This is a genomic window from Wenzhouxiangella marina (assembly GCF_001187785.1).
Classification (GTDB): domain Bacteria; phylum Pseudomonadota; class Gammaproteobacteria; order Xanthomonadales; family Wenzhouxiangellaceae; genus Wenzhouxiangella; species Wenzhouxiangella marina.
On record NZ_CP012154.1, the window covers coordinates 1126686 to 1145201 of the forward strand.

Consider the following 18516-nt stretch of genomic DNA (forward strand, 5'->3'; position numbering starts at 1 on the left):
CCGGCGAGCTTGCCGGGCCTTATCGGCTGAACAGTCGATTCAGGTAGGCGGCGGTGCGCAGGCCGGCCTGGGCGAGGCGTTGTTCGACCGTGGCTTTCCATTCGAAGCCATAGGCCCAGTACAGCTCCCGCTCTTGGGGATAGATCCGATCGCGCAGCGCGGCGCTCTCGGCCATCCAGACCATCGGGTCCGGGTCGTTCCAGGCGGCGAAGCGCGCATCGTCGATGTCGTCCAGCAGCCAGTTCGACAGCTCTGAATAGGACAGCTGCCAGCGGTCGATCATCTGGCTGTCCCAGACCCGGTGCAGGTTGCTGGGCTCTCCGAACCAGGCCACGGCGAAATCGTTGCCACCGCGATCGCTGCCGTTGCCGACGTGCAGGGGCTGGTGGAGGTCGGCGACGATATGGACGATGAAGCGAAGCGCCAGGGCGCGTTCGTCCATCGAGCGTTGCCTATCCAGCACCCATTCGGAAAACTGCTGGAGCGCGGTGTAGGCATCGCCTTCCTCGGGGGCGCCGACTTCGTGGTAATGCTGGTCGGGAGGAATCGTCACGTAATGCCAGGGACCGGCCTGCTCCTGCCAGAACTCCGACGGATCGGCGCGCATGAAATCCGGCCAGGTCGAGGCGCGAGCGAGGTCTTCAGCGCCCAGGATCTCGCGCACGGCCATTCTGGCTTCGGGGGATAGAAAGCGCTCGGCCACATCGGCGGCGGCGCGGTGACCCGTCTGGCTCCAGGCCAGAGCGAGTTGGGTCGACAGCAGAAGGGGCAGGATCAGCAGGCGGCGCATGGCAGGGCTTCACGAGGGACCGGACGAAATCTTACCCCGGGTGGATCAACGCGGCTGTCCGCGCGATGGGCATGATCGATTTGGATGCTGCGCATCGCGTGGGCGACCGGTCCGCGGTCGGTATACGGTTTCGACTCATTCATGGGCTTTGCTCTCGGTTTCGTGGGCGCGCTTGAGTTCGTGCAGGGTGATCGGCGGGCCGATCAGCTCGAACAGCACGGTCACGGCGACCACCAGTGGCAGCAGATAGGACAGCTCGGGAAAGCGCTCCGTCGCCACCAGGGCCAGGCCCAGCGCCACGCCGGCCTGGGGCAGCATGCAGGCGCCGATCCTGCGCCGGGTGATGCGCGCCGAGCTCGCCATCCAGCCTCCCATGTAACCGCCGAGGAGACGGCCCGCGATGCGTGCCGCGATGTAGAGCAGGCCCAGCAGGCCCAGGGTGGGCAGTGTCGACCAGTCGAGCTGATAGCCGGCCATGAAGAAGAACAGTGCCAGGAAGGGAAAGGCGATGCCTTCGATCGACCGGAACGGACGCACGTGGTGGCGGGCGACATTGGCCACGACCACGCCCAGAGCGATGCAGGTGAGCAGGTAGGACAGGCCCAGCAGGTGGGCCAGGCCGGCGGCCAGCAGCACGAAGCCGATGGATTCGAGCAGCATGGGTTCGCCGGGCGTCAGGCGGCCGGTCAGCCAGGCCATCGGCAGGCCCATGACCGCGCCCAGGGCCAGCGAGCCCAGCACCTCGACCGAGCCATGCCCCAGGGCGATCCAGGGGCTCTCGTCGCCCCCGGCGATCCATGACAGGATCACCAGCACGATGCTGAACAGCACCACGCCCCAGGCATCGTCGATCGCGACCACCTGGATCAGCAATCGTGTCAGCGGCCCATCGGCGTGCGACTCCTTCATCACGTCGATGCTGGCGGCCGGGTCCGTGGCCGTCGAAATGGCCCCGAGCAGCAGGGCGGCTGCCCAGTCGCCGGTCAGCAGCCAGACCGCCAGAGCGACGCAGGCGGCGGTCACGAAGGTCACCGCCAGGCTGATGATCAGTGACTCGCGAGCCTGCTTGAGGTCCCGGAAGGACATCCGCTCGCCGAGCAGGAAGCCGACGATGCCCAGGGTGATCTGGGTGATCAGCCCGAAACTGTCGCTGGCACCGGCGGGCATGAGATCGAGGATTTCGGGCCCGGCGATGGCGCCGAGCAGCAGCAGCAGGGTGACCCGGGGCACGTGCATGCGCTGGGCCAGGCTGAGCGCGGCCAGGGCCAGCAGCAGCGTGGCGCCGATCCAGATCAGGTGTAGCGCGTCAGGCACGGGGCCCCAGCGCGTTTGCCAGGTGGTTATCCCGTAACCGGGACGCTCGGGCGGCTCGGATCTTCACGCTGGTAAAAATAGCAGACCTGGCCCGCGCCGTCCGGCCTCTTATCGGCCTGCACCCGATTCCGGAACGGTCACGGAACACCCTCGGCACCACTCGGGGTATGCTCGGACTTCCATAGGCTCGAGTCGAGGATCGTGACGATGAACAGCGCTCTGCGCGCCGGATTGATGCTGGCGTGCTCAATCCTTCTGATCTCCTGTGCGGCGCTGTCGCCCTACCGGGAAACACCCGTGGTCACGGTCACCGGCTTCGGCATGGCGCCGGAAAGCGAGTCGATGGGCCCGGTGTTTCGGGTCGGCCTGCGCGTGATCAATCCGAACCGCGTCGAGCTGCCTCTGGTCGGGATGAGCTATCAGGTCGAGCTTCAGGGCCAGCGCGTCCTGAGTGGGGCGGCGAACGAGCTGCCCGTGGTACCCGCCTACGGTAGCGCCGATTTCACCGTCGACCTCAGCCCGGACCTGCTGGGCGGCATCCGTCTGCTGAGCGATCTTCTGAGTCGTCCACAGGATGGGCTCGAGTATCGCTTCAGCGCCCGCCTGGATGCGGGGCGCTGGATTCCGGACATCCGGGTCGAGGAGGTCGGGCGGCTCGAGTCGGGCGCCTACTGACCGCTGCTCACAGCCCGCCCGGAGCCGGGGTCGGCTGGATCCGTTCCAGCAGCAGTTCGTTCAGCTCCTCGGGGTGCGTGTCCATCGGATTGTGCCCGGCCCCTTCGATGTACACGGGCTCGATCCGGCCGGGCAGGCGCTGGACCAGTCGATCGGCCAGCCGGCGTGGCAGCCACTCGTCCCGCTCACCCCAGATGACGTCGATCGGAAGCTGTTCCCAACCCTCGGTCTCCGGCTGGCGCTCGGCCATCCGCCGGAGCAGGGCGCTGTAAGTGCCCGGGATCGTCAGCGGGTAGTGGTAGCCGGCCAGTTCTTCGGCGGTCGGTGCGCGCCCCAGCGCGGACTCGAGCAGCTCGTTGATCGACGACTCATCGACCAGCTTCTTCGAGGCCCAGTATTCAGCCGCCAGGCCGACCGGTGGCAGGGTGATCAGCCAGGCCATCGGCCCGCTCTCGCGCCTTAGCGCCGGCGTGCCGTCGACCATGATCAGGCGATCGATCCGATCCGGCTCGGCCGAGGCCATGTCCGCCGCCACGCCGACCCCCATGGAATGCCCGACCAGGGTCCAGCGCGCACCGGGCGCGACCTGCTCGGCGAGGCGCCGCATCAGACTGGCCCATTCCGGCCCGCGGGCGGTTCGCTCGCTGTAGCCGAATGGGGGCAGATCCGGGGCGATGACGTGGTAGCCGGCCTGTTCGAGCGCATCCAGGCTGTGCCGCCAGCTGAAGGCCGAGCCGCCGAAGCCGTGCAGCAGGACCACCAGGCGCTCGGAATCCTGGCTGCCGCGCTCGCGCCAGTGCACTCGCACGCCCTCGATCTCGGTGAAGCGCGAATCGGTGAAGGGCTGCTCCGGAATGCGGCCTCCCAGATTGGGTTCGGGCAGCAGAAAGGGGATGATCGCGGCCAGAGCGATCAGAACGACCAGGCCGATCAGGATCTTCTTGAACATCGCCGGTATCCTTTGGTTAAGGGTCGGGGGTCGGGGGTCGAAATGTCTGCCGCGTTAGACAGGACAATAACTGTCCTGAGAATCAGTCGCCGAGCTCCAGCAGGCTGATGCTTGCCCCATCCACTTTGAAGACACCTTTGCTCGTGCCAACATAGAGCGGGATGTGATGGTCGAGACTGGTGAAGACATGGGTCTCGAGTGGTTCTTCATGCAGCACATGCGTGGTCATGGGGGCGACCACGTCTTCGCTGATCTGCATTGTCATGCAGGACATGGAAAGTGGTTCGTTTTCGATCAATGTCTTACCATCGTTCGAAGCGAGGAAGCGATGATGTCCTCCCATGACAATCTCATCTGGCTCCTGAGAGGCAGCAAGCAAATAGACCCGATAAGCCGGGCTGTTTTCATGCTGCCATGGAAGGACAATGGTGTTGTAGTGTTGGGAACAGGCTCTGAACCCGCTGTTCAGCGCACTGTGCCGAGCCCGCCAGGCTGCCAGATGGTCTGCTGGTAGCGGTTCATCCGTCTTCTCATAGCCAACGACTCTCCCATTGAAAATGCTGACATCGATTTTGCTGCAGATGTTGACGTTGCAGGGGCCTGCGAAGCGAACAAGTATCGAGCCGTCGTCCTGATCGAAGCTCAGGTAACCGGCCACCTCGTTGAGGTTTGCCCCCCGGCTGGTCAGTTCATCGGTTGCAATCCAGGCCGCGCGGTCATGGTAATAGAGCCGCAGGCCCAGCGCCTCCGTGTCGGTTAATTGAGAGAGGTCCGGTGCAGGGTAGGGCGGCCTGGCGTCTCGGACATTGTATTGCGACGTCGGGGCGCAAGCAGCAAGCAGCAGCGCTAGTGAGAGGAGCAGGAATCGCATGACTTGGTTTCGCCTCTTGAATGGATGAGGTTGGCCATCGGGAGAATCGCTCAAGGCCGCGTCTGGCCGCTTCCGAGCACACGATACTGGAACGTGGTCAGCTGTTCCAGGCCGACCGGGCCGCGCGCGTGCAGGCGGCCCGTGGCAATCCCGATCTCCGCCCCGAAGCCGAACTCGCCACCATCGGCGAACTGGGTCGAGGCATTGTGCACGGCGATGGCGCTGTCCAGGCGGCCGAGAAAGGCGTTTGCGGCCTCGGTATCTTCGGCGATCAGGCCGTCGGTGTGGCCGGAGCCGTAGCGCGCGATGTGGTTCAGGGCCTGCTCGGCGTCTTCGACGACGCGCACGGCGAGGATCGGTGCCAGGTATTCGGTCTCCCAATCGGCCTCGCGGGCCTCGAGGATGCGCGAGTCCAGGGCACGGAGGGTCGCGTCACCGCGCAGTTCGCAGCCGGCATCGAGCAGCGCGCCCAGCAGCACTGGCGCCCGGTCCAGCCAGGCACGATCGATCAGCAGGGTTTCGAGGGCACCGCAGATGCCGGGCCGGCGGAGCTTGGCGTTGAGCACGACTGCCGTGGCCATCTGCACATCGGCCGAGGGGTGGATGTAGAGGTGATTGTTGCCGTCCAGGTGCGCCAGCACCGGCACCCGGGCTTCGTCCTGGACGCGCTTGACCAGGCCCTTGCCGCCGCGCGGAATGACCAGGTCCAGCGAGTCGTGGGCGCGCAGCAGGGCGCCCACGGCGGCGCGGTCCTGGGTCGGCAGCAGCTGTGCCGCGGCCGGATCGAGTCCCGCATCGGCCAGGCCCTGGGCCAGGACGCGGTGCAGGGCGTGATTGGAATGGACAGCCTCCGAGCCACCGCGCAGCAGCGCGGCGTTGCCGGACTTCATGCACAGGGCGGCGGCATCGATGGTCACGTTCGGACGGCTCTCGTAGATCACGCCGATGACACCGATCGGGACCGCCACGCGCTGGATACGCAGGCCATTGGGTCGGGTCCAGTCGTCCATGATCCGGTGCAGGGGATCGGGCAGGGCGACGATGGTCTCCAGGCTGCCGGCGATGGCCTCGAGGCGATCCTTGTCGAGTCGCAAGCGGTCGAGGAGTGCAGGACTCAAGCCTCGCGCCTGACCCGCAGCGAGGTCCTTTTCGTTGGCTTCGAGCACCGAACCGGCCTGCGTGCGAAGCCGGTCGGCCGTGGCTTCGAGGGCCATGTTCCGCTGTGACAGCGGGCTGCCGGCGAGCTGGCGAACGGCCTTTCGGGCGGCGCGGGCCAGGTCTCGAATGAGCGCGTCATGCGTTCGGGGGTCGTCGTTCATCTGAAGTCTTGTTCGGTGAGCGTTCTACAGGAATCGATCGGCGGCGACGCCCAGCCAGACCAGGCCGGCCAGGACCATCAGGGTCAGCACCAGGGCCGATCCGGCGTCCTTGGCCTTGCCGGACAGGCTGTGGATTTCCGGACCGATCCGGTCGATGGCCGCCTCGATGGCCGAGTTGACCAGCTCGCCGGCGATGACCAGGATCCAGACCCCCAGCAGGAGCGAAAAGACCAGCCAGCTCTCGGCCAGCCACCAGGCCGGCGCGATCAGCAGTAGCAGCACGATCAGCTCGGAGCGGAACGCGGCCTCCTCGCGCCAGACGGCCCGGTAGCCCTTCAGCGAATTGCGTGTGGCGAACCACCAGCGTCGAAGTTCATTGTCCGGCGCGCCCGGCTTGAAGGAATCACTCATGGCGCCGCCTCGCCGGACACCGGGCTGGGGTCTTCATTGCACGCCGTAGGCATCAAGCAGCGGTTCCAGGGCCGCTTCGCGACCTCGGAAGGCCTGCCAGGAGTCCGCCATCGGGCGACTGGAGCCTACTTCGAGGATTTCCCGGGCCAGACGCTGGCCGGCCCGGCGCTCGAACAGGCCTTCCTCGATGAACAGGTGGAATGCGTCGCGAGCCAGGCGTTCGGCCCACAGGTAGCTGTAGTAGCCCGCTCCGTAGCCGCCATCGAACAGATGCGAGAAGCTCATGATGTAGCGGTTGTCCTCGAGCATCGGCGTCACTCCGACCCGATCGTGGACTTCGCGCATGATCGCCACCGGATCGGCCCCGGCCTGGCGATGCAGACTCAGGTCGGTCAGGGCAAACTCGATCTGGCGCAGCAGGGCCAGGGCGCCGTGGAACTGGCGATCCGCGCGCAGGCCCTCGAGCAGGGCCGGCGGCAGTGGCTCGTCGGTCTCGTAGTGGCGTGCGTAGCGATTCAGGGACTCGGCTTCCCAGGCCCAGCCTTCGAGCAGCTGGCTGGGCAGCTCGACCGCGTCCCACTCGACGCCGCTGATGCCGCCGACGCCGGGCAGTTCGACTCGAGTCAGCAGATGATGCAGGCAGTGGCCGAACTCGTGGAACAGGGTGACCAGGTCGTCGTGCGTCAGCAGGCTCGGGTGCCCCGGGCTCGGCGCGGAAAAATTGCAGGTCAGGAAGGCGATCGGCTGCTGCGAGTGGCCGTCGATCTCGAGGCGCGAGCGACAGACGTCCATCCAGGCGCCACCGGACTTGCGAGCCCGAGCGTAGAGATCCAGGTAGAGGCCCGCCAGCGCCTGGCCATCGTCGTTCAGGACCCGGTAGAAGTGCACGTCCTCATGCCAGGTCTCGACCTGCTCGTCAGCCTCGAAGCGAAGCCCGAACAGTTCGCCGGCCACGGTGAACAGGCCGTCGAAGCAGCGCTTGAGTTCGAACCAGGGCTTGAGGCGCTCCTGGTTGATGCCGAGGCGCTCTTCGCGCAGCTTCTCCGCGTAATAGGGAATGTCCCAGGGCGCCAGCGGCGTCTCCGCGCCCTGCCGGGCAGCGAAGTCCTCGAGTTCGGCCAGCTGGGCCGTGGCCATCGGACGGGCGCGCCGCGCCAGATCGTCGAGGAAGCTCTCGACCTGCGCGCTGCTTTCTGCCATGCGCGTGGACAGGCGCAGGCTGGCGAAGTCCGAAAAGCCCAGCAGCTCGGCCTGTTCCTGGCGTAGTTCGAGAATCTCGCGAACCAGGGGACCGTTGTCGTGTTCGCCCGCCTGCGGACCTCGATCGGAGGCGCGGGTGGCGAAGGCACGATGGAAACGCTCGCGCAGGGCGCGGTCGTCGGCGTAGGTGATGATCGCCCGGTAGGCTGGATAGCTCAGATTGGCCAGCCAGCCGTCCTTGTCGGCCTGCCTGGCCAGGCTGGCGAGCATGTTCAGGTCACTGTCCGGCAGTCCGGCCAGCGCATCCGCCGACTCGAAGTGTTCGCTGTAGCCCTCGGTGGCATCGAGCACCTGATTGCCGAAGCGATTGGACAGCTTGGAGAGCTTGAGTTTGATCTCGGCAAAGCGCGCTCGCTCGGCTTCCGGCAGGGCCACGCCGGCCAGGCGGAAGTCGCGCAGCTCGTGCTCGATGCTGGCGCGCATGGCCGGCGTCTGCTCGGCGAAATCGGCGCGCTCGGAGAGGGTTCGGTAGGCCTGATAGAGCGCCGGGTTCTGGCCGCGTTCGGTGGAAAAACGGGTCAGGGGTTCCAGGCAGGCCGTATAGGCTTCCCGCCATTCCGGCGTGTTGTTGACGCTATTCAGATGCGAGATCGAGGACCAGGCCGTGGACAGGGCATTGTCGGCCAGGGTTTCCGCCTCGACGACCGAGGCATAGTCGACCGCATCGCCCAGGGCCTCGATCCGCGCGATCAGCTGCCGATATTCGGCCAGGCGCTGCTCGATGGCGGGCAGGGCATGCTCGGGGCGAATGCTGGCAAAGCGCGGCAGGCCCGCGTCCAGCAGCGGGTTGGTCTCGTTCGATTCGCTGCTCATGGGCGCTGTTGCACTCGTTCGGGCTCGTCGGCCAGTTCTTCGAGCAGATCGTTGATCTTCTCGAAGGCGCGCTCCAGGTCCTCGGCTTCCGGCAGCAGGGTGATCCTGAAATGGTTGCGTTCGGGGATGTTGAAGCTGGAGCCGGGCACGATGAGGATGTGCTTCTGCTCGAGCAGTTCGGCGGCGAAGCGATGATCGTCGAAGTCCGGGAAATGGTCCGCTCGCACGCTGGGGAAGGCGTACATGGCGCCCATTGGAGTGACCAGTTCGAGGAAGCGGCTGCGCTCGACCGCATCGATGACGGCCTGCCGCGACTCGTAAAGGCGACCGCCGCGAGCGACCAGATCGGCGATCGACTGATAACCGCCCAGCGCCGTCTGCACCGCCCATTGCCCGGGCACATTGGCCGACAGGCGAAGTGCCGAGAGCTTCTCGACGGCCAGGCGATAGTCCTGGGCACGCTCCAGCTGGCCGGTGAACACGGCCCAGCCGACGCGCCAGCCGCAGGCGCGGTAGACCTTGGACAGGCCGCCGAAGCTCACGCAAAGGGTGTTCTCGGCCAGCGGCGCCATCGGCACGAAGCGCGCGTCGTCGAAGCAGATCGCGTCGTAGATCTCGTCGGAGAACAGGATCAGATCGTGCTCGGCGGCCAGGTCGGCCAGAGCCTGCAGCACTGATTCCGGGTACACCGCGCCGGTCGGGTTGTTCGGGTTGATCACGACCAGGGCTCGGGTCCGGTCGGTGATCCGGGCACGGATCTGCTCGACGTCCGGGATGAAATCCTGTTCGGCCTGGCACCGATAGTGCACGGCCTTGCCGCCATTCAATACGACCGCCGCTGTCCACAGGGGATAGTCCGGGGCGGGGACCAGCACCTCGTCACCCGGCTCGAGCAGGGAGCGAAGCACCAGGTCGACCAGCTCGGAGACGCCGTTGCCGACGATGACCTGGTCGTAGGTGGTCTCGGTCATGCCGCGACCCTGGAACTGCATGGCCACGGCCTCGCGAGCCGGGAAGATGCCGGTCTGCGGTCCGTAGGCTTCGCTGTACTTCAGGTTGCGCACCACCGCCCGACGCATGGTCTCGGGGGTGCGCAGGCCGAAGGCCCCGGGGTTGCCGATGTTGAGCTGCAGGATGTCGTTGCCCTGCTGTTCGAGTTCGCGGGCTCGGCGGGCCAGGGCGCCACGAATCTCGTAGCGCACGTCCCGCACCCGGCTGGCAGTCTGGAAGTTCGGTTTCATGGGCCGAATGATAAACGGATCGGACGGCGATGGCCCAGCAATGGAGCCTTGGGGAAGGGATTCTTGAACCACGAAGGGCACGAAGGGCACGAATAAATTCAAAAGAACGGTTGAAGAGCAAGGCAGGGCGGTCGAAGGCCTTTCGCTTCGTGCCCTTCGTGTCCTTCGTGGTGAGATCTCCGATTTTTGGTGGCCTGCTCGTGGCCATGGCCCTTGAACGATCGACCGAAATGCCCCAGATTGCTGACTATCATTCATACCGCGGTCCCAACCATGTCGCTTGATCCTGCCGTTCGCGAACGTATCGAAAACCAGATTGCCTCCCATGAGGTCTTTCTCTACATGAAAGGCTCACCGAAGATGCCGCAGTGCGGGTTCTCGGCGCGTACTGTGGGCATCCTCGACAGCCTGCTGGCCGGCAACTACGGCTCCTTCAACGTACTCGAGGACGAATCGATCCGCGAGGGCATCAAGGTGTTCGGCGACTGGCCGACGATCCCGCAGCTCTACGTCAAGGGCGAGCTGGTCGGTGGCTGCGACATCATCACCGAGATGTACAACGCCGGCGAGCTGCACGAGTTGTTCGGTCTGGATGCGCCGGACCGGACGCCGCCCGAGATCGAGATCACCGACAAGGCGGCCGAGAAGATCCGTGAATTCCTGGCCAGCTATCCGGGCCAGCATCTGCACTTTTCGGTCGGTTCGGACTGGCAGGCCCAGTTCCAGGTCGGGCCGAAGGCCGGCCACGAGATCGCGTCGGAGAGCAACGGTCTGACCGTGCTGATGGACCTGGCCACGGCCGAGCGCGCCCGCGGTGCTCGCATCGACTGGACCGAAAGCATGCAGGGCGAAGGCCTGTCACTGGATCTGCCCGGGGCTCCGGCGCCGGTCAAGGACATGAGCCCGGCCGAACTGCAGGACCGGATGAACGCCGGTGAGCGCCTGATGATCATCGACACCCGTTCCGAGTCCGATCGTCGCGCCTGGCCGCTGGACTTCGCCCGTGGCCTGGACGCGGAACTGATGACCGAGCTCAAGGACGCCGACCGCATGCTGCCGCTGGTCTTCATCTGCGCCCAGGGCATCTCCAGCCGCCCCGTGGCCGAGCACTACCGCAAGCAGGGCTTCAGCCAGGTCTACAACCTGACCGGCGGCGCCGCCGCGATCCTCGGCCAGGCCTGAGGTCTGGATTCTCCCGCGGAGACGCGGAGCTGGACAAGACCATGGAAAAGGGGTCGCCTCGATCCCTTGACCTTGGTCGGTTTCTCGCTTCGATTCGCCCTTTGCAAGCCCTCCGAGCAGCCCGGGGCGAGCTTTTCCTGATGGTCCTCTGCGTCTCCGCGCCTCTGCGAGAGAATCGGGGTTCCCCTGACCTTGCCTACAGCGTGAACTCCGCCACGGCCGGGGCGTGGTCCGAGGGGCGCTCGTTCCTGCGTGGTTCCTTGTCGATGTAGCTGGTCGAGCAGCGGCCCTTCAGGGCCTCCGAGCAAAGCACCAGGTCGATACGCAAGCCCAGGCCGCGGCGGAACATGGCGGCGCGGTAGTCCCACCAGGACCAGGTCTTCTCCGGCTGGTCGAAGAGGCGGAAGCTGTCGTGCAGACCCAGGTCGAGCATCCGCCCCAGGGCCTCGCGCTCGGGGGTGGAGCAGAGGATCTTCTCGTGCCAGGCCTCCGGATCGTAGACGTCGCGGTCGTCGGGCGCGATATTGAAGTCGCCCATCACCACCAGTCGCTGGTGGCGGCTCAGTTCATCCTCGACCCAGGCCGTCACCGCGTCCAGCCAGCGCAGCTTGTAGTCGAATTTCTCCGAGCCGACTTCCTGACCGTTGACCACGTAGAGGTTGATGACCCGGACCCCATCGACGGTGGCGGCGATGACGCGCTTCTGATCGTCCTCGAAGCCCGGGATGCCCATGACCGGATCGGCAAGCTCCGAGCGCGCGATCAGGGCGACCCCGTTGTAGGTCGGCTGGCCGGAGAAGATCACCTGGTAGCCGACCTCGTTGAAGGCCTCGGCCGGGAACTTCTCGTCGACCAGCTTGGTTTCCTGCAGGCCCAGGACCGCCGGCTGCTGGTGTTCCAGCCAGGCGACGACCTGATCCAGACGGACCTTGAGCGAATTGACGTTCCAGCTTGCGATTTTCATGGGGCGGGAGTGTAGCCGATCGGCGTCACGAACTCGCCAGCGATCGGCCGGTCTGGCATGCTTGCAGACGGACTTGATGGTTGAGGGTCTCCATGTCGATCCGCTATCTCGACAAGCTGTTCCGCCCGCACTCGGTGGTCGTCTTCGGAGCCTCCGAACGTCATGACAGCGTGGGGCGGGCCGTGTTCTCCAATCTGCTGGCCGCCGGCTTCCAGGGCGAGGTTCGGGCGATCAACCCGAAATACCGCGAGGTCCAGGGGCAACCCTGCTACCACGAACTGTCCGAGCTGGATCGGGTCCCGGATCTGGCGGTGATCTGCACGCCGCCAGCGACCGTGCCGGGCATTATCGAAGCGATGGGTGAGGCCGGCGTTCGCGCCGCCGTGGTGATCACCGCCGGCTTCGAGGTCGAGGCCACGGGAGGCCCGCGCCATCGCCAGGCCATGCTCGAAGCCGCCGGCCGCCATGGCATCCGACTGCTGGGGCCGAACTGCGTCGGCCTGCTCCTGCCCGGCGTGGGTCTGAACGCCAGCTTCGCGCCCGAGATGGCCCGCTCCGGCGGTATCGCCTGCATCGCCCAGTCGGGCGGCCTGGCCACCTCGATCCTCGACTGGGCCGCCAGCCGCAACATCGGCTTCTCGGCCTTCGTCTCGATGGGCAACTGCCTGGACGTCGACATTCCCGACGTGGTCGACTACTTCGGTGCCGATGCCGGCACGCGCGCGATCCTGCTCTACGTCGAATCGGTCGGTGATGGCCGCAAGTTCCTGTCGGCGGCCCGCGCCGCTGCGCGCAACAAGCCGATGATCGTGGTCAAGTCCGGGCGCGTGGCCGAGGGCGCGCGGGCGGCCCTGTCGCACACGGGTTCCCTGACCGGCCGCGACGATGTCTTCGACGCGGCCCTGCAGCGCTCGGGCGCCCTGCGCGTCTATGGCATCGAGGACCTGTTCAGCGCCGCCGAACTGCTGGCCCATGCCCAGCGCCTGTCCGGGCCGCGCCTGGCGATCCTGACCAACACCGGGGGCGCCGGCATCCTCGCCACCGACGCGCTGATCCTCGGCGGCGGACAACTGGCCGAGCTGTCGGAGGCCACGCTCGAGCGCCTGGACGCCTGCCTGCCGGTCAACTGGTCGCGCGCCAATCCCGTCGACATCATCGGCGACGCCGAGGCCGATCGTTACCTGGAGGCCTTCGAGCTCCTGGCCGCCGACGAGGGTGTCGACGCCATCCTGCTGGTGCACGCTCCGACCGCGATGGTCGAGACCGAGGCCCTGGCCAAGGCCTTGGTGCCGGTCGCTCGCGAGGCGCGTCCTGCCGTGCTCGGCTGCTTTCTCGGTGGTGAATCGGCTCGGCGCGCCGCCCGGCGCTTCAGCGCGGCCGGCCTGGCCAGCTTTTCCACGCCGGAGGACGCGGTCAAGGCCTTCCTGCAGCTCGATGCCTACCATCGCAACCAGGCCAGCCTGACCGAGATCCCCGACAGCCGGCCCCAGGACTTCGAGATCGATGTCGCGGGGATCGGCGAGCGGATCGGCTGTGTACATGAACAGGGCCGACGCTGGCTCAGCGAGGCCGAAGCCAAGGCCGTGCTGACCGAGGTCGGCATCCCCGTCGTCGAAACCCGGATCGTCGGCAGCGCCGAGGATGCAGCCGGCGAGGCGGCCGAGATCGGCTTCCCCGTGGCCCTCAAGGTGGTCTCCTCGAAGATCACCCACAAGTCCGACATCGGCGGCGTCGCGCTGGACCTGGAAGGGCCCGAGGCCGTCCGCGAGGCCGCCCGCCGCATCGAGCGCCTTGCCCGCCGAGCTGGTTTCGATGACATCGACGGCTTCGCGGTCCAGCCGATGGTCCGCCGACCCGACGCGCTGGAGCTGATCCTCGGCGCCAGCACCGACCCGATCTTCGGACCCGTGCTCATGTTCGGCCAGGGCGGTACGGCGGTCGAGGTGCTGGCCGACCATGCGCTGGCCCTGCCGCCACTCAACCGCAAGCTGGCCGGCGAGCTGATCGATCGAACTCGCGTGGCCCGCTTGATGGCCGGTTACCGTGATACGCCGCCCGTCGATCGCCAGGGCGTGATCGATGCCTTGCTCAGGCTGTCGGCCCTGGTGCTCGCCGAACCGAGAATCGAATCGCTGGACATCAACCCGCTGCTGGTCGACTCGGAAGGCATCGTCGCGCTCGACGCGCGCATCGAGCTTCGGCAGGATCCGAGTCCAAGACCGCGTCCGGCGATCGCACCCTATCCAGACCACGAGCGCGAGACCTTCGAGTTCCAGGGGCACCCGATCGAGATCCGACCGATCCGCCCCGAGGACGAACCCGCCCACGCCGAATTCTTCGACAGCCTGGACGTCGAGGACGTGCGCTTCCGCTTCTTCGGTGTCATCCGCCACCCGGAACACGGTCAGATCGCCCGCTTCACCCAGATCGATTACGACCGCGAGATCGCCTTCATCGCTGCCGAGCTCGATCCGCCGCATCGCACCCTGGGCGTGGTCCGGGCCGTGCTCGATCGGGCTCATCGCCGTGCCGAATTCGCCGTCGTCGTGCGCTCGGCGATCAAGGGCGGTGGTCTGGGCAAGCGGCTGTTGGTCAAATTGATCGACTACTGCCGGCGCGTCGGTGTCGAGCACCTGGTCGGGCAGGTCATGCAGGACAACACGCGCATGCTTTCCCTGGCCCGTGAGCTGGGCTTCGAGCTCGGGCCGGCGGAGGAGGGCGTCCACTCGGTGGTGCTAGAGTTGCAACCGGACTGACGCTCGACAAGCCCGATCATGGACCATCGAATCAAGCTCCCCGCAGTTCTCGTCGCCGGGCTCGTCGCGCTGCTGACGGCCTGCGGTGGCTCCGAGCCCGATGATGACCTGGCCGAGGTGCTGGCGCCCGAGGTGGCCGAATGGACCGGCGACCTCGAAGGCATGCTCGAGCGGCGCCAGATCCGCGTCCTCGTCCCCTACAGCCGCACCTTTTTCTTCATCGATGCCGACGGCACCCAGCGTGGCCTGTCCCAGGCCTTCATGGAGGCCTTCGAAGCACGTCTCAACGAACGCTACGACACCGGGCCGCTGCCGGTGCGCATGGTCTACATCCCGGTCACGCGCGATCGGCTGATTCCCTGGCTGCTGGACGGTCGGGGCGATGTCATCGTCGCCAACCTCACCGTGACCGAGGCGCGTGCAAGCGACGTCCTGTTCACCGAACCGGTGCGGCGCGGAGTCAAGGAAGTGCTGGTTTCCGGCCCCTCGTCCGAACCGCTGGCCTCCATCGACGAGCTGGCCGGGCGCAGCGTCTACGTGCGTGAGCAATCGAGTTTCCACGACAGTCTGATCGCGCTCAACGAGCGCTTCGCCGAGCGCGGCCTGGCCCCGGTCGACCTGGAACTCGCGCCGGATCACTTCGAGACCGGCGATGTGCTCGAAATGCTCAGCACCGGCGTGGTCGAGCTGGCCGTGGCCGATGATCACCTGGCGCGCTTCTGGGCCCGGGTGCTGCCGGACCTGAGGGTGCACGAAGACCTCGTGCTCAGAAGCGGCGGGGACCTGGCCTTCGCGGTTCGGCCCGGCAGTGAGCGACTCAAGGACGAGCTGGACGAGTTTCTGGAAACGCACCGGGCCGGCACCCTGTTCGGCAACATCGCCTTCGAGCGCTACCTCGAAGACACGCGCTGGGTGCTCGATCCCGAACGCGACGCCCAGATGCGCCGCTTCCGCGAGCTGGCCGGCCTGTTCCAGCGCTTCGGCGAGGAGTACGAGCTGGACTGGCTGCTGCTGATCGCCCAGGGCTACCAGGAATCACGCCTGGACCACAGTGCCCGTTCCCCGGCCGGGGCCGTCGGCATCATGCAGGTGCTGCCGGCCACCGCCGTCGAGATGGGCGTCGAGGACTACACGGAGCTGGAAGGCAATATCCGCGCCGGCGCTCGCTACCTGCGCTGGATGATCGACCGCTACTACGCCGATGAACCGATGGATGAGGACAACCGCCTGCTCTTCGCCTTGGCCTCCTACAACGCCGGTCCCCGGCGCGTGCGCGAGCTGCGCCAGGAAGCCGAGGCCGAGGGGCTCGATCCCGACGTCTGGTTCGACAACGTCGAATACATCGCCGCGCGCCGGATCGGCCGCGAGACCGTCGACTACGTCAGCAATATCTTCAAGTACCACGTCGCCTTTCGGCTGATCGTCAGCGGTCGTTCCGCGATCGACTCGCCCCTGCACCTCGACGGGGTCTGAGGCCGCCTCCACTCGGTTAGAATCCGCCCATGGATTGGATTCAAGCCCTCTGGCTCGCCCTTGTCCAGGGCTTGACCGAATTTCTGCCGGTGTCCAGCCAGGCCCACCTCGTGCTTGCCTCCTTGCTGAGCGGCGAGGTCTATCAGGGCCTGGATTTCGACATCATGCTGCACGCGGGCTCCCTGGTCGCCGTCGTGCTGTATTTCCGAAGCGAGCTCATCCAGATGGCCCGCGACTGGCTGCGCTCCCTGGTGGGCGGTCCGAAGACGCCGGACTCGAAGCTCGCCTGGTGGATCATCCTGGCGACGATTCCGGCCGGCATCGCCGGTCTGCTGTTCAAGGATCACGCCGAGGCCGCGCTGCGCAGCCCGGTGATCATGGCCTGGGCCCTGATCGCCTTCGGCCTCGCCCTGGGCTGGGCCGACTGGCGCTTCCGCGGCCAGCGCGACGAGCATTCCCTTCGATTGCGCGACGTGCTGATCATCGGCCTCGCCCAGGCCCTGGCCCTGATCCCGGGCACCTCGCGCTCGGGCATCACCATTACCGCCGCCCTGTTCCTGGGCCTGAATCGTGAGTCCGCCTCGCGCTTTTCCTTCCTGCTGTCGATCCCGATCATCGCCGCCGCCGGTCTGCTCGCCGCCCTCGACCTGTCCGAATCGGGCTTCGAGTCCGGCTTCGGCGTGCTGTTCATCGGCTTCCTGGCCGCAGCCATCAGCACCTACGCCTGCATCCACTACTTCCTGGCCTTCATCAAGCGGATCGGCATGCTGCCCTTCGTGCTCTACCGGGTGTTTCTGGGTCTCCTGCTGCTGGGGTTTGCCCTGTAGCAGAGCGTTCGGCGAGGCCATTGCTTCCATCGACATGCAGGTCGCTTGAACCCTGGCCCTTTCCGAGCACTTCAGTCGAGATCGTCGGGCACGAAGGCGGCTGGCAGCAGCTCGGCGATGGCGTGGTCCTCGATGGTCATGCCGTGGTTGTCGAGCAGGTGGACCCGTGCATCCGGGCCTGAGAATTCCAGCAGGCGCTGACGACAATCGCCGCAAGGCGCGCAGAGGCGCCCCCCGGGGGCGAGGATGTGCACGCGGCGGATCTCGCGTTCGCCCGCCGCGATCATGGCGGAAATGGCCGAAGCCTCGGCGCAGACGCTCTTGTAGTGGGCGGTTTCGACGTTGCAGCCGCCGAACCAGTGGCCATTCCTCGTCTCGATCAGGGCGGCGACGGTGAAGCCGGAGTAGGGTGCGTAGGCGCGGTCTCTGAGCTTGTGCAATTGCTCCAGGCGCGCCTTCGCCAGCGGCAGAAAGCTCAGTCCGGCGTCCATCGGGGGCAGTCCGAAGTGTTCGGCCAGGGTCTGACCCACGTCGGCAAAGCTCTCCCGTCGGCCCAGCGAGCCGGCCGGCAGGCCGGCGCCCAGGGCGAGCACCGGGATGAACTCACGCGTGTGGTCGCTCCCTTCGAAGCTCGGATCGCAGCCGTGGTCGGCGACCAGGATCAGCAGGTCGTCGGGTCGCAGCCGTTCGATGATCTCGGGCAGGCGGCGATCGAAGGCTTCGAGGGCGGCGGCGTAGCCCGCGGTGTCGCGACGATGGCCGTAGAGCATGTCGAAGTCGACCAGGTTGGTGAACACCAGGCTGCGCTCGCCGGCCTCGTCCATGGCGGCCAGGGTGGCGTCGACCAGGGCCTCGTTGCCGTCGGCCTTGATGACCCGGGACACGCCACGGTGAGCGAAGATGTCACCGATCTTGCCGATGGCGAGCACCTCGCCTCCGGCATCGAGCAGCTTGTCCAGCACGGTCGGGGCGGGCGGCTCGAGGCTGTAGTCGCGGCGGTTCCCCGTGCGCTGGAAGCCGCTGTCGACGTCGCCGACGAAGGGGCGGGCGATCACCCGGCCGACGCGATCGTCCATCAGCAGTTCGCGCGCGATCTCGCAGACCCGGTACAGGCGATCCAGACCGAAGTGCTCCTCATGAGCGGCGATCTGGAACACGGAGTCGGCGGAGGTGTAGACGATCGGCTTGCCGGTCTCGATATGTTGGGCACCCAGACGCTCGATGATCTCGGTGCCCGAAGCGTGGCAGTTGCCGAGCACGCCCGGCAGCTCGGCGCGCCGAATCAGGGCCTCGAGCAGTTCCTCGGGAAAGCTCTCGGTCTTGTCCGGAAAATAGCCGAAGTCCTCCAGCACGGGGACGCCGGCCAGCTCCCAGTGGCCGGAGGGCGTGTCCTTGCCGGTGGAGCGTTCGGCCGCGTGAGCCCAGGCGCCCTCCGGTTGCTCGATCAGCTCGACCCCGGCGGCCACCTGACCGGTGGCTTCGGCATGGGCGTGGAACAGGCCCAAACGGGCCAGATTGGGCAGCTGCAGCGGGCCTCGGTCGAGTTCGCCGCTGACACAGGCGGCGGCGATATGACCGAGCGTGTCGGCTCCGGCATCGCCGAAGCGCGCGGCATCGGGGGCCGCACCGATGCCGAAGGAGTCCAGAACGAGAACGATGGCGCGGGGCATG

15 protein-coding genes are annotated in these 18516 nt (G+C 66.7%); 5 read left to right on the plus strand and 10 right to left on the minus strand.

Annotated elements, in window-relative coordinates:
• Positions 1-19 precede the first annotated feature (19 nt).
• Positions 20-790 carry a S1/P1 nuclease gene (locus tag WM2015_RS04790; RefSeq protein WP_049724977.1) on the minus strand — a complete coding sequence of 257 codons (771 nt, stop codon included), beginning with the start codon at positions 788-790 and terminating at the stop codon, positions 20-22.
• Between the two features lie 135 nt (positions 791-925).
• Positions 926-2104, minus strand: a complete 1179-nt coding sequence (locus tag WM2015_RS04795) for a cation:proton antiporter (protein WP_049724978.1) — start codon at positions 2102-2104, stop codon at positions 926-928.
• A gap of 207 nt (positions 2105-2311) precedes the next feature.
• Between WM2015_RS04795 and WM2015_RS04800 the strand changes: the two genes are divergently transcribed.
• A complete protein-coding gene (locus tag WM2015_RS04800) occupies positions 2312-2779 on the plus strand; it encodes an LEA/WHy family protein (RefSeq protein ID WP_211260960.1) in 468 nt (155 codons plus the stop codon).
• Positions 2780-2786: 7 nt separating this feature from the next.
• Here the strand turns inward: WM2015_RS04800 and WM2015_RS04805 are convergent, their stop codons facing one another.
• The 6 genes from WM2015_RS04805 to WM2015_RS04830 all read right to left on the minus strand — a co-directional run bounded on the left by WM2015_RS04805 (position 2787) and on the right by WM2015_RS04830 (position 9643).
• On the minus strand, positions 2787-3728 hold the full coding sequence (locus WM2015_RS04805; RefSeq protein ID WP_049724979.1) for an alpha/beta fold hydrolase: 942 nt from the start codon (positions 3726-3728) through the stop codon (positions 2787-2789).
• Positions 3729-3810: 82 nt separating this feature from the next.
• Positions 3811-4599: a hypothetical protein gene (locus tag WM2015_RS04810; RefSeq protein WP_049724980.1), complete on the minus strand. Its 789-nt coding sequence runs from the start codon at positions 4597-4599 to the stop codon at positions 3811-3813.
• Positions 4600-4649: 50 nt separating this feature from the next.
• On the minus strand, positions 4650-5918 hold the full coding sequence (locus WM2015_RS04815; RefSeq protein WP_049724981.1) for a glutamate-5-semialdehyde dehydrogenase: 1269 nt from the start codon (positions 5916-5918) through the stop codon (positions 4650-4652).
• Between the two features lie 24 nt (positions 5919-5942).
• Positions 5943-6329 carry a diacylglycerol kinase gene (locus WM2015_RS04820; protein WP_049724982.1) on the minus strand — a complete coding sequence of 129 codons (387 nt, stop codon included), beginning with the start codon at positions 6327-6329 and terminating at the stop codon, positions 5943-5945.
• Positions 6330-6362: 33 nt separating this feature from the next.
• Positions 6363-8402, minus strand: a complete 2040-nt coding sequence (locus WM2015_RS04825; RefSeq protein WP_049724983.1) for a M3 family metallopeptidase — start codon at positions 8400-8402, stop codon at positions 6363-6365.
• Positions 8399-9643, minus strand: a complete 1245-nt coding sequence (locus WM2015_RS04830) for an aminotransferase class I/II-fold pyridoxal phosphate-dependent enzyme (RefSeq protein ID WP_049724984.1) — start codon at positions 9641-9643, stop codon at positions 8399-8401. The genes WM2015_RS04825 and WM2015_RS04830 overlap by 4 nt, the downstream gene beginning before the upstream one ends.
• A gap of 273 nt (positions 9644-9916) precedes the next feature.
• Here WM2015_RS04830 and grxD point away from each other — a divergent pair, with 273 nt between their 5' ends.
• A complete protein-coding gene (gene grxD / locus WM2015_RS16400) occupies positions 9917-10825 on the plus strand; it encodes a Grx4 family monothiol glutaredoxin (protein ID WP_049724985.1) in 909 nt (302 codons plus the stop codon).
• A gap of 196 nt (positions 10826-11021) precedes the next feature.
• Here grxD and xth read toward each other — a convergent pair whose 3' ends face one another.
• Complete coding sequence (gene xth / locus WM2015_RS04840; RefSeq protein ID WP_049724986.1) at positions 11022-11789, minus strand: exodeoxyribonuclease III; 768 nt, start codon at positions 11787-11789, stop codon at positions 11022-11024.
• A 92-nt stretch (positions 11790-11881) separates the two neighbouring features.
• On the opposite strand from xth, the gene WM2015_RS04845 reads away from it, so the two are divergent.
• From WM2015_RS04845 to WM2015_RS04855, 3 genes are read left to right on the plus strand one after another with little or no spacing between them, the layout of a single operon-like run.
• Entirely contained in the window at positions 11882-14545 is a 2664-nt protein-coding gene (locus WM2015_RS04845; protein WP_049724987.1) for a bifunctional acetate--CoA ligase family protein/GNAT family N-acetyltransferase, read from the plus strand.
• A gap of 18 nt (positions 14546-14563) precedes the next feature.
• Positions 14564-16018, plus strand: coding sequence for an MltF family protein (locus WM2015_RS04850; RefSeq protein WP_049724988.1), 1455 nt, complete (start codon positions 14564-14566; stop codon positions 16016-16018).
• A gap of 29 nt (positions 16019-16047) precedes the next feature.
• Positions 16048-16845: an undecaprenyl-diphosphate phosphatase gene (locus WM2015_RS04855; RefSeq protein ID WP_049724989.1), complete on the plus strand. Its 798-nt coding sequence runs from the start codon at positions 16048-16050 to the stop codon at positions 16843-16845.
• Positions 16846-16916: 71 nt separating this feature from the next.
• On the opposite strand, the gene WM2015_RS04860 is transcribed toward WM2015_RS04855, so the two are convergent.
• The gene (locus tag WM2015_RS04860) at positions 16917-18515 is read right to left on the minus strand and encodes a phosphopentomutase (RefSeq protein ID WP_082169457.1); all 1599 of its coding nucleotides are present in this window, start codon (positions 18513-18515) and stop codon (positions 16917-16919) included.
• Position 18516 lies beyond the last annotated feature (1 nt).